The sequence below is a fragment of the uncultured Cyclobacterium sp. genome (assembly GCF_963976465.1).
Taxonomy (GTDB): Bacteria; Bacteroidota; Bacteroidia; order Cytophagales; family Cyclobacteriaceae; genus Cyclobacterium.
This window is the reverse complement of record NZ_CAXBOC010000116.1, coordinates 1-12,130: the sequence shown is the minus strand read 5'-3', so window position 1 is coordinate 12,130 and position 12,130 is coordinate 1. Positions and strand designations below refer to the sequence as shown.

At 40.3% G+C, this 12,130-nt stretch carries 8 protein-coding genes and 1 pseudogene; 6 read left to right on the top strand and 3 right to left on the bottom strand.

The genetic code is table 11. The features are described from left to right. Window positions 1-1,362, bottom strand: a pseudogene (locus tag AAC037_RS08640) (hypothetical protein); the annotation flags it as partial. 383 nt (window positions 1,363-1,745) lie between these two features. Between AAC037_RS08640 and AAC037_RS08635 the strand changes: the two are divergent. Further along, window positions 1,746-3,614, top strand: coding sequence for a mucoidy inhibitor MuiA family protein (locus tag AAC037_RS08635; RefSeq protein WP_339902607.1), 1,869 nt, complete (start codon window positions 1,746-1,748; stop codon window positions 3,612-3,614). Between the two features lie 105 nt (window positions 3,615-3,719). Here AAC037_RS08635 and AAC037_RS08630 read toward each other — a convergent pair whose 3' ends face one another. Next, a complete protein-coding gene (locus AAC037_RS08630) occupies window positions 3,720-6,002 on the bottom strand; it encodes a hypothetical protein (protein ID WP_339902606.1) in 2,283 nt (760 codons plus the stop codon). A gap of 199 nt (window positions 6,003-6,201) precedes the next feature. Between AAC037_RS08630 and AAC037_RS08625 the strand changes: the two genes are divergently transcribed. Next, window positions 6,202-7,431 carry a cation:proton antiporter gene (locus tag AAC037_RS08625; protein WP_339902605.1) on the top strand — a complete coding sequence of 410 codons (1,230 nt, stop codon included), beginning with the start codon at window positions 6,202-6,204 and terminating at the stop codon, window positions 7,429-7,431. 134 nt (window positions 7,432-7,565) lie between these two features. Here AAC037_RS08625 and AAC037_RS08620 read toward each other — a convergent pair whose 3' ends face one another. Next, window positions 7,566-8,786 (bottom strand): DSD1 family PLP-dependent enzyme, encoded by a 1,221-nt coding sequence (locus AAC037_RS08620; protein WP_339902604.1) that lies wholly within the window; start codon window positions 8,784-8,786, stop codon window positions 7,566-7,568. A 172-nt stretch (window positions 8,787-8,958) separates the two neighbouring features. Between AAC037_RS08620 and AAC037_RS08615 the strand changes: the two genes are divergently transcribed. The 4 genes from AAC037_RS08615 to AAC037_RS08600 form a co-directional block, all read left to right on the top strand. Continuing rightward, a complete protein-coding gene (locus AAC037_RS08615) occupies window positions 8,959-10,005 on the top strand; it encodes a zinc-binding dehydrogenase (RefSeq protein ID WP_339902603.1) in 1,047 nt (348 codons plus the stop codon). Window positions 10,006-10,178: 173 nt separating this feature from the next. After that, window positions 10,179-10,565, top strand: coding sequence for a VOC family protein (locus AAC037_RS08610; RefSeq protein ID WP_339902602.1), 387 nt, complete (start codon window positions 10,179-10,181; stop codon window positions 10,563-10,565). A 10-nt stretch (window positions 10,566-10,575) separates the two neighbouring features. Next, the gene (locus tag AAC037_RS08605) at window positions 10,576-11,052 is read left to right on the top strand and encodes a DUF4199 domain-containing protein (protein WP_339902601.1); all 477 of its coding nucleotides are present in this window, start codon (window positions 10,576-10,578) and stop codon (window positions 11,050-11,052) included. Between the two features lie 200 nt (window positions 11,053-11,252). Next, window positions 11,253-12,130: DUF2254 domain-containing protein (locus AAC037_RS08600; protein WP_339902600.1), on the top strand; the 878-nt coding region annotated here is incomplete at its 3' end.

Sequence of the window (12,130 nt, the reverse complement as noted above, 5' to 3'; positions counted from 1 at the left end):
CTGAGTCTTTTCCAAATAGGATTTATTGGCCGGAATATTTTGGCCTTGCTGAATAGGAAACTTGCTAAGCTCAATGGACTCCCCAGCCACTTTTTTCCATTGCTCAAAGCTATAATTATAGAAGAGCTGATTCTCCCATGGGAGATCCTTTCTTTCAAACTGGATATCCAACCAATCCACATAAGCCTCAATATCTCTTTCTGCTACAGCATGTTGACCATCCCTGAGGCGAATGCCCAACTTTTCGGGTACACCAAGAAAACCATATACTTTGGTCAATGAAGTATAAATTTGCTCAATGGCCCAGGGATCACCTCCACCTCCTTCTCGAATGGAAGAACTCAACATTAAGGCATTGGGAGCAATTAGCGCCATTAATGAATTTTGATCGATGGGCATTTTATGCGCTCTACCGGAGTAAAATCGTATGCGGGGATGAAGCCAATGCGTTCGTCTGGAAACCAAATAATCAATGGATTCATTGGAGTGTCTTTCGTCGGTATAGCGGTAAGGAAATTCTCCACCTGTTCCTCCACTGCTAGTAATGGTAGCGGTAATCCGCTCATCAAAGGCAGCAGCAAACAGGGATTGTTTCCCATTTCTGGAATGACCGGTTATGGCTATTTTGGCTTTGTCCACCTCATCCAAAGTATACAAATAATCCACCGCTCTATGGGCTCCCCAAGCCCTGGCCATTAAGGTTGACCAATCGTATTCAGGATAAAGTTCCAAATATTCCCTGGTATCGTCTTTTGCATCTGCCCCGGCATATATTAGCCCCATATATCCTCTCCTTACAGCTATCTGTGCCCATCCTCGGTGGTTCCATTGCGTCATAAATACAGGAAAGGGACCTTCACCCGGGGGGGTAAACACTTCCAAGGTCAATTTGGCCTTGTGGTTTTCTCCAAACCTGAGTTCAATCATCTGGATCCTAACCCCATTTTCTGTCTTTTCGGACAAAATCTCAGCTTTTAAATTATTGGGAGGATCAGGAAAAGTCCCGGAAAAGATATGCTTTACTTGTTGCCTGAAGTACGCACGCTGTGCCTCCCATTGAGCCATGGTGGTCACTTTCTCATTTTCCTTGCCCTCTCCAATGATCAATGGATCAGGCAGAAAAGGAATGGAGGGAGTAACACCAAAATTAGGAGGTAATTCTCCTGTTCTTTCTATCCAATCTTCCCATGTTTGGTCATGAATACTTACAAAACTATCATGACTAGAAGGTTTCTCCTGCAAACGGATTAGCTCCTTTAGGTAACCCTCACGGGCGGCCTTATCTTCCTGAGCATTTGTCACAAACGAACAAAAGCATAGCATAACGAAAAAAAAGCCGGTTGAATATTTTTCCTTTCCCATGGTTTATTTTTTTTACAGAAATTGAGTCGAACAACCTGTTGTTAGCCAATTCTCTTTCTACAATTTCCATACATTTACTCATTCAAAATAGTTAAGAAATGGTAAAAGATGCTAGTGTCCGGACATTTATTTTGGGGTAAAATTTTATAGCTCCATCAATTTATTATTGATCTTTGACATTTAATTCCGAGTATCCTTTCAATACATTTTTCCACATAAAGATTTTTGGCCTGATTTGTGACTTTTATTGTTGCAGCCTCGTATAGGGAAAATAAGTGGGCAAAAAGCAATGTGTGTTCATTTGCTAATCATCGGCAACAAAACACTTTTTTTTAAGAAGTTCACTTATCCTCTTTGTATTATAACAATTCAATCCAATAATTATGAAAGCGCTGTCCATCTTTTTGTTCTTCCTGGTTTATAATCAATCTTTCGCTAAGGAAATACCTGAAAAAGAAGTCAAATCCAAGGTGGTAGAAGCCACCGTCTTTCTAAAAGGTGCACAGGTGCTACGAAAAGAAACAGTCCAATTGACCAAGGGAGAATCCATTGTCAAGTTTTCCAACCTTTCCCCTTTTATAGCCCACAAAAGCATACAATTAAAAGCGGGAGGGGAATTAACCGTCTTGGGCATTAATCACCAGCAAAATTTTTTAGATCAATCAGAAAAATCTTCCAGCCTTCTTAAGCTGGAAAAATCCCTTGAGCAGCTCAACGAAAAGATCGAATTGGAAAACACCTATTTGTCGATTGCTCAAGAGGAGATCACTTTTCTACAAACCAACCGACTGATAGGAGGTAAAAATGAAACGCTTAATGTAGCCACCCTGAAACAAGCTGCTGAATATTATGGCAACCAACTCACTGCCCTCAAACTCCAAACCATAGAAAGGAACAATACTATAAAACAATTACTTGAGAAGAAAAAGAATCTTAAGGATCAAATCAATTCCTTGTCGGGAGAAAAAGAATTTCCTACAGGGGAAATATTGGTGAGAGTAGATGCTAAAGTTACCGGTAGTTTTTCCTTTGAATTGTCTTACCTCGTGGAAAATGCAGGCTGGTATCCTTCCTATGACATCCGAGCAAAAGATATAAATAGCCCGGTAAGCTTGCACTACAAAGCGAATGTCCGCCAGGACACCAAAGTAGATTGGGAGAATGTAAAACTTACCTTCTCTTCAGCCGAGCCAAGTGTTTCAGGTGTGGCACCGGAATTACGACCTTATCTGCTTAATTACAATACAGCTCCTCCGCGTTATTCACAAACAACAAATGCTGTGACAGGGAAAGTAATGGATGCTGAAGGAGTGGGGCTTCCCGGTGTAAATATTAATGTGACCGGGACCACCATTGGAACCGTTTCAGATTTTGACGGAAATTACAGCATCACCCTACCGAATCGGGCCAGCCAAATGACTTATTCGTATATTGGTTTTGTTTCACAAACTTTGCCAATCAAAGGGAAGGTTATGAATGTGGTAATGAGAGAAGATCAGGTAGCATTGAACGAAGTGGTAGTAAGCGGTTACGGCATCAATAAACGGGTAAAAGGAATGGCTAAAGGGCAAGAGGCAAATTTCGACATGGCTGATGTACAGGAAATGCAAAGTCAACCCATTCCAATGGCACAGGTTGAAAACCAAACGGCCGTTTCCTTCGAAATTAACACCCCTTACTCCATAAAATCTGACAGTAAAAATTATACTGTAGATATGGTCACTTATGAATTGCCCGCTTCCTATCAATACTTTGCTGTACCCAAGGTCAATAACAATGCTTACCTGATTGCAGGGATTTCGAACTGGGCGCAATATCAACTATTGGAAGGAGAGGCCAATGTGTTTTTTGAACAAACCTTTGTAGGTAAAAGCCTGCTTGATATACGCTACGCTTCCGACACCCTGGAAATCTCACTTGGAAGAGATAAAATGGTGACTGTAAAGAGAGAAAAAGAAAAGGACTTTACAGAAAAATCTTTTTTAGGAAACAAAAAAACAGCAAGTAGGATATGGAAAACCACCATCAAAAACAATAAGAGCCAGCCTATTTCAATGGTAATTTTGGACCAGGTGCCTGTATCTACCTTAGAAGAAATAGAGGTAGAGATACAGAGCCTTTCCGGTGGAAAACATGACCCTAAAACCGGCCAAGTTAAATGGAAGTTTGAGTTGCCACCGACATCTACCAAACAGCTTGCATTGAAATATGAGGTCAAATACCCTAAAAATAAACATCTTGTCATTGAATAGGCAGAAAGCACTTAGCTCAATTACAAGCTCATGAATGGGTGGTAAGAAACCGGATGAGCAGGAGCCGTGGAAAAAACCATGGCTCTAGTTTTATAGCAATTGCGTCTATTTATTGATTTTATCCATTAAATATTGACAGTTAATTACTTTCTCCAATAAATCTTGCGGTACATAATAATACTGGTTGGAGGCTTCAAATCCTATTCTGGAATCTTTACTTGCCACTTCAAGCATTGCTATGGCCGTTTGTTTTTCTTGCTCCAAAATTTCTCTTACCTGATCCTTTATAACATTATCAGTTTTTTGGCTTTCAAGCCACCTATCTCTGGCCATGATAAACCGACCTTGTTGGCCAACCGATTGAAAATGAAGATAGGCAGCTTTGGCCAGGTTAAGGTCTTCTTCCAATAGTTTTTTTGATGCCTCCTCTTCTGTAACTTCAATGGCTCCTTCCAGAAATTTAAGCCCTCTTTTCCATTGATGGGCCATTTTTTCAAATTGGGAGATCAGGATTTCAGGGGGATAGGGCCCGGACCAGCCTTTCAAATCATCATAAGGAAAACCAACCATTGTTGCCCGGTAACCTGTGGGTTTCAGGAACAGTAAATTGGATGGTCCATATTGTTGAGGAGCAGAATAAACCACTCGAATATCATAAGGATATTCTTTAAAAGCTGTACTGAAGGTAGTCCAGGCATTTCGGACATAGGGTACAGCGGTTCTTCCGTATCTTTCAAGAGCCAGTGCGTTTAGCACTTCTTCCTCTGTTGCATCCGGATTATCGGAGAATTTTTTCGCTACTTCTAGGTTGGGCGATGGATAGGATCCTAAAGTCCAGCTTAACATGACACCATCTATATCCATTTGTGCCAAATTTGCTGCATGTTCAGCCACCAAATCCATGACAGGTATCCATGGGATGGCAGACAACTCCCAGGTATTGTTAAATTGTACTTTGGCAACTGTTTTTAGCAAATTCTTTTTTGCCCCACTCCAATGTGATTTGGCCCTAGGTCCCGGCCCTACAGCAGATATGGAATATTCTCCTACGGTATTGGTTATCCCTCCTCTTTCAATAGGCTTGGCCCATTCACTTACAGACATCAACCATACATCTTCGGGCAATTTATCGATCACTTCTCTTGCCATGCCATGTCCATTCCATCCCCAGTCCCAAGCAATAACTTTTGCTTCAGGATTGGCAGCATGTACCCCATTGGCAATGGTACGGTTAACTTCTGCTATAATGTCTTCATAAGGTCGCTTACTGCATCGAGGACACTGGTCCTTCCCTCCATGCGAAGCACAGTTGGTAAGGTTTTCTGAAGCAGTGATAGTAAAAACACCTCCCAATTCCGGAACTTGGGTAAAAACATGGGTAAGCGATTTTTCCATCCAATTTCTTACTTGCTCGTCACTTGTACACATGGTAGCAAAACCATCTTTTTTTATTCCGGCCATTTCGGGACGGTGATCAAAAAATGCCTGGGGCTGTGCCCGAGGTTCGTTCATATAGAGATAAATATCTATACCGAATTTTTTGGCCCTCCGAGCTATTTTTTGCAAATTCTTTAAGCGAATTTCACTGTCTTCTCCAAATTCCGGGAACATCTCCCCCTGAGGCGCAAGTTGGCTGAGTACTACATGCATCCACACTCCATTAACACCCTTTTGGGCTAGTTTTTGCAATAGACCATTGGGAAAGGGATCATTTTCTTCGTCCATCAAAGGGTCACCAAAAATTCCAAAATAGGAATAAATAAAACGTAACTGATCCTTTTGCAAAGAGTCCGTGTCAATAAAAACTTCTTCCTCATCAAAGGTTTTGAGTGCCTCAATAAATTCAAAAAGCTCTTCTGATTCTATTGTATTATTTTTTTCAATGATCGGTTGGATAAGTTCTTTAATGGCCATTGCTTTTTTTACCTCCTCAGCTGTAGGATTTGTAAATCTAAGCTCCGGACATGCCGGTTTGAGGTTCCCAAATTTATGGAATAGAAAGTCATCTTCTTTCAGTGCAAATTCAAGTCTTTCCTGATCCATGTCCATCAAGGTAAGCAATTGGTCATAAGGCAATAAATGCCAATTTCTTCGCAAAAGGCTTATATAAATTTGATCTTGGAATTTCTCGGGTAGCAACGTTTGGTTTCCTAAGCCCATAAGCTCCGCAAGCTTAAGAATGTCCGCCGGCTTACAGCGTATGGTTTCTGCCATTTTCTCGGGGCTCACCAGGTTCCAATTTCTCCACACGAAGGCAAAGCTCCTGTTGGGAAAATGGTCAAATGTCAAAGCTGGTGGATGAGTGCCTATGGGCAAGGAATTTTGGGCAAAAACCGGATATTGAAATAGTACGCAAACAGAAAAGAATACTGCGAATATAAGTTTCATAAGTCGGTTAGGAAGGTAATTTATTGTTTTTAAAGAACCACTTGTAATTAATAAAAAATTTAGCTTTAATAAAAGCTAAACTTTTAACTTGACAGACTTTATCGTAAATTTATGCTTAACATGCATTAAATGAATGAGGAATAGAGGGGTTTGAATAAATTTAACAGGTAAAAACCCCCTAAACCTAAACCACCTATCTATGACCCTACCCATAATTATTGTGCTTTGTGCTTTAATGCTCTTTGCATATTTTTTTGATATCACCTCAGCAAGAACAAAAATCCCGCCAGTGATTTTGTTATTTGCTATGGGCTGGGCAGCCAACCAAGCCGCTGGCTTCTTAGATTTGGATATTCCGGATCTAACAACCGTACTGCCTTTTCTTGGCACCATCGGTTTGGTGCTAATCGTATTGGAAGGGGCCTTAGAGCTGGATTTTGATACATCAAAGCTGTCTTTTGTAGGAAAAACAGTTTTAGTTGCTATTATTCCTGTTATCGTTATCAGTCTTGGCTTGGCTTATGCCATACAGTATTTCTCTGATGTAGCGTTTAAAACTGCATTACTTAACGCTATTCCATTTGCTATTATAAGTAGCGCCATTGCCATACCTTCCGTACAAAACTTAAGAGCGGTAAACCGCGAATTTGTAACGTATGAAAGCAGTGTTTCTGATATTTTTGGAGTACTCCTTTTTAATTTTTTGTTGGAAAAGAAAATCATGAACGTCAAAACCTTAGGCCTATTCTTTGGGGAGATAGTCATGATATTAATCGTTACTTTTTTTGCTACAATTATGCTGGCTTTCTTGTTAAGTCGCATCAAACATCCGGTAAAATTCGCTCCAATTATTTTAATGATTGTATTGATCTTTGCGGTCTCGGAGCTTTACCATTTACCCGCATTAATATTTATACTTCTTTTTGGCTTGTTTATAGGCAACCTCAACCAGCTCAAGCAAAGCGTTTTCGTGAAAAAACTGCACACAAAAAGTTTCAAAAAAGAAATTAAAAAGTTTAAAGAGCTCACCATGGAGCTTACCTTCTTGATTCGTACTTTATTCTTTCTTGTGTTTGGATTCTTGATTGAAACCAATGAACTAATCAATACCGAAACCTTAATATGGTCTGTCTCTATCACTGCAGGTATTTTCTTGTTGAGGGCATTAATTTTAAAAATATTTAAAATTAACCTTTTGCCTTTGATGTTTATTTCTCCAAGAGGTTTGGTAACTATTCTATTGTATTTGAGTGTACCGTTGAGCATGTCCATTCCTATAATCAATGACTCACTGATCATACAGGTAATCATATTTACCTCGCTTGCCATGATGTTGGGCATGTTAACCTCAAAACCAAAAGGCAAAGTGGAAGATGTAAGTAAGCCAAAAGAGGTAGAACCTCAAAGCCAAAAGCTGAGCAATGGCTAAATGGTAGGCTTTGACCCATAGAAAATTTTCAATCGTTATTGTGGCGTGACTTGTACTTTTGCCTATTGGGTTAAATACAAGCCAGCCCTTAATTAAACGACTCTATACTATAAGGCAAAAGTCCTTCTAACAAATTACCGAGATTGACCCCTTCCTAAAATAGGTAAAATGCTTGCTACCTTCCCTTTGCGTATACCATAAATACGATCGTATAAATTCACAACAGGATCACAGTGAGGGACAATAACATCCAAAATATCTCCGGTTTTATACGTTTTATTGGAGCTTTCGAAGGTTACCGTTCCGTATTCATCCGAACCGGCATTATAATTAAAACCCGTTTCACCAACCACTATGCCGCTGGGCTTATTAATGGTTAAAGCTTTGGCCCCGGAATCAGTTATTAGCCTGTTGGGATGATTGGTATTGATCACAGTGGCCAGGACTGTAAGTGCCGGGTCAAAATCATCGTACAAACTTTCATTGCGCTCACTCCCAATGGCCATGTATTGTGTATCCATAAACAAATAACTGCCTACCTGAACATCGGTAAAACCAGAGACCTCCCCCATCATATTGTATGTGCCTGTTCCTGCACCGCTAAAAATTTCCATATTCAAACCGGATTTTTTCATCATGGCATAGGTTTCTGATACAGGACCAAAAGTTTGAATGGTTCTTTCTTTCCTCTTTTTGAACCCCTTTACATGCTGTGCCCCACCATCATAAGCCAAAATCCCCTTAAAAGTTAAATTAGGTAATTGGTCAACCAATTGGGCCAACTCAAGCGCCGGCAAACCGGTGGGTACCCCTGATCTCCGAATTACATCCAGGTCAACCACCACATCAGCGATAACTCCAGCCTCCTTCGCAGCATCCTGTAAATCCCGGGCATTTTGCTTATTGTCTACAGCCTGAATAAATCCTTTATGCGCTTTACGCAATTCCATGGCCTTCCTGATTTTGCCGGTACTGATGTTCACCCCTGTCATCAGTACCTGTGAAATACCATTTTTCAGCATTACCTGGGATTCTGCCAATTTGGCTGTACAAACACCCACCGCTCCGGCTTCCATTTGAAGTTTTGCAAGGGCAGGACACTTGTGTGTTTTGGTATGTGGCCTTACGCCAATACCTGTACCCTCGAGATGCTTATGCACCTTTTGGAGGTTTTCTTCCATAATGTCCAAATCCAGGCACAAGGATGGGGTTTCCAGCTCCCATTTAGAAAGGCCAATTTCATCCTCTTTTCCGGGTGTATAAGGGTTGGAAAATGCTTTCCCCGACAATAAGGCGGCAGATCCTGCAATGCCTGTATACTGTAAAAATTTTCTACGGTTAAAATTATTTTTCATTTGTTAGTGGTTTTTGTAAAGGTTAAAAATATTCAATAAAGTTTATTTATCAACAGTTTTTTCTCTATTGTCCAATAGAAAAATTTGCAACCCATCATAATCCCTTCTTAATAGTGAAGGACTATTTCTACTTCCTACAATTTCCTTCAATTCAAGAAAACATTGTATATTGATGTTGACAAGTTTTCTAAGTGAAATGAGACAGGCAACAATTATTGAATACGGACCTGCAAACAAGGCATTCCAAATTCAAGAAGCCCCTTCTCCTATACCTCAGGAACATGAGGTACAAATTGAGGTCGAAGGCTTTGGTTTGAACTATGCTGATGTGATGGCGAGAAACGGTTTGTACAAAGAAGCACCTAACCTACCTTTTGTACCCGGGTATGAAGTTGTAGGTAAGGTGAAAAGAGTTGGTGCCCTAGTACCTGTACCATTGCAAGGAAAGCGAGTGGTGGCATTTACTCGCTTTGGTGGATATGCATCCGAGGCCCTGGCAGACTACAAAGCTTTAGGGGTGATTTCGGATGAAATTTCAGGTGGAGAAGCCTGTGCACTGGCCACACAGTATTGCACGGCATACTATATGAGCCATTACTTCCAACAAGTGCGAAAAGGGGAAATTGCCTTGGTTCATGCTTGTGCGGGAGGAGTAGGTACCGCGCTTACCCAGCTGTGTCAATTAAAGGGGGTAAAAGTAATTGGTTTATGCAGTTCTAAGGAAAAAATGGAGTACCTGAGAACTTTAAAGGTAGATTATCCCATCAATTATAAGGAGACAGATTATATGGATTGGATTATCAAAAATTTTGGCGATAGAGCCGTAGATCATGTATTCAATGCCGTAGCCGGAAAAAGTTTTAAAAAAGATTTAAAACTACTGACTTATGGAGGCAAACTCTTTTGTTTTGGTGGTGCCGCCAGAAGTGGCCAAAAGGATTACCTGATCAATGACCTTTCTTTTTTATTAAAAACCGGTTTTATAAGCCCTCTTTTCATGATGATGAAGGCACAAGCAGTTATCGGGGTTAATATGTTGCGTTTTGCAGACCATAAGGTGGAAGTAATCGGCACATGCTTAAAAGAACTTATCGAGTTGTATGAAAATAAAAAAATAGCACCAATAGTAGGTGGAAAATATGCTATAGAAAATTTAGCTGAGGCCCATGCTTCTCTGGAATCAGGTAAAAGTATGGGTAAAATATATGTGCATTGGTAAGAGCTCTCCGACCACCGGTAGCTTAAAAGCGCTTATCATTTATTTCAACATGCTCAGTGGAAGCTAATGGCCGCTTTTATAGTCTCTAAAATTTAGAATTCATGAAAAAAAGTCAATGTCTTCGAACCAAAGAAAGCAATTTAGATAACAATCTTTAAACAAATAAACAAACTATGAACTCAAAAGTAAATCCCGTAAACTGGTTTGAAATCTATGTCGAGGATATGGATCGGGCAAAGAAATTTTATAGTCAAGTATTAGACCAAACCTTGGAAGACATGACTGTACCAGAAGGAGCCGGAGACTTAAGAATGGTGGGCTTCCCCTATGTAGATGGAGGAATCAATGCATCCGGTGCATTGGTAAAATCAAGCGAGATGAGGCCCGGAACCGGAGGTACACTGGTCTATTTTTCGTGTGAAGACTGTGCAGTGGAGCAAGGCAGGATAGAAGCCGCAGGTGGTCAAGTAATTCAGCCTAAATTTCAAATTGGTGAACATGGCTATTGTGCAATAGCTATGGATACCGAAGGAAATACCTTTGGGTTGTATTCAATGTAAAAAATAAACAATGAAAAAGTATCTCATTGAAATCAAGTGGGGTTTAATCTTTGCCTTTATGGGCTTGATTTGGATGTTTATCGAACGCTCCGTAGGCTTGCATGATACCTACATTGCCCATCATGCGACTTATACCAACTTTATTGCCATCCCGGCAATTTTCATCTATGTATTAGGCTTATTGGAAAAAAGAAAGGTTTACTATGCAGGCAGAATGACCTATTGGCAGGGAGTCAAAACAGGTTTGTTGATAACACTGGTAGTCACTATCCTCACCCCACTTACCCAATGGATTACCCTCTCTATCATCACGCCTGACTATTTTGAAAATGTCATTGCCTATGCAGTAGATTCAGGTAAAATGACCCCACAAGAGGCCAATGATTACTTTAATTTTAGAAGTTATATGATTCAAAGTATATTGGGTGCACCAATTATGGGGATCATTACCTCAGGAATGGTGGCTGCTTTTACCGTTAAGAAATAAAAAACTAGGAGGTCTTGTCCACTTTATTTTTAAGAATTAAAGCGGATATTTAGCACAGGAGTCTAATTTCAAGCCTTGTAAGGATGAGCTAAATCTACATAACCGGGAAATTAATTGTTCAGTGGCCCCCATACAATCTATTTTTGTAGGATATTGAGGCTTATTTGGTAACTTGGGTTTAGTCACTTACATGGTTAATTATGAAGAAATTGCTTTTCTGGTGGTCTAAGCTCAAGTCAACATTTTGGTTTGTGCCTGTATGGATTATAATTTTAGGCATAGCTCTTCCCTTTTGGCTTGTTTATTTGGACAGCATACAGGCAATTGAGCCAATGGGCTCATGGAAGTATTTATTTCCCGGCAGCCCGGATGCGGCCAAAAATATTCTTAGCACCATTGCCGGCGCCATGATTGGGGTAGCAGGCACTGTATTTTCAATAACCTTGGTGGCCCTTACCCTGGCAAGTAATCAATTTGGTCCCAGGTTGATCAAAAATTTCATGTATGACCGAATCAACCAAACAGTTTTAGGGACATACGTTTCTTTATTTATTTACTGTTTGATTGTATTAAATACGGTTAAGGATACGGAAGAATTGGAGTTTATACCGATTATTTCGGTCTTTTTTGCCTTGGTGATGACCCTGGCAAATATTGTTTTATTGATTGTTTTTATCCACCATGTGGCCAATAGCATACAGGCAGATAATATCATTGGTAAAATCTCCAAAAACCTTTCTCAAAACTTAAAAACGCTATTTCCGGAAGAAATAGGACAAGCTGCCGACTCCAATTTTGATCTGGAAAAAATTAGGTCCAACTACTCCTATAACCTTCCCTTAAAAAGCAATAAAGAAGGCTATTTGCAGTATGTGGATGGGGAGCGCCTGATGGAAGAGGTCATGGAAAAGGACCTCTACTTAGAACTTCACTTTCGGCCAGGGGATTACGTTTTTCCCGGAAAGGAAATAGGAAAGCTTTATTCCTATAGCAAGCTATCGGATGAGGAGATAAAACCAATCCAAAACAGCTTCCTAACCGGAAGAACCCGAACTTCTGAACAGGATGCGGAACATGC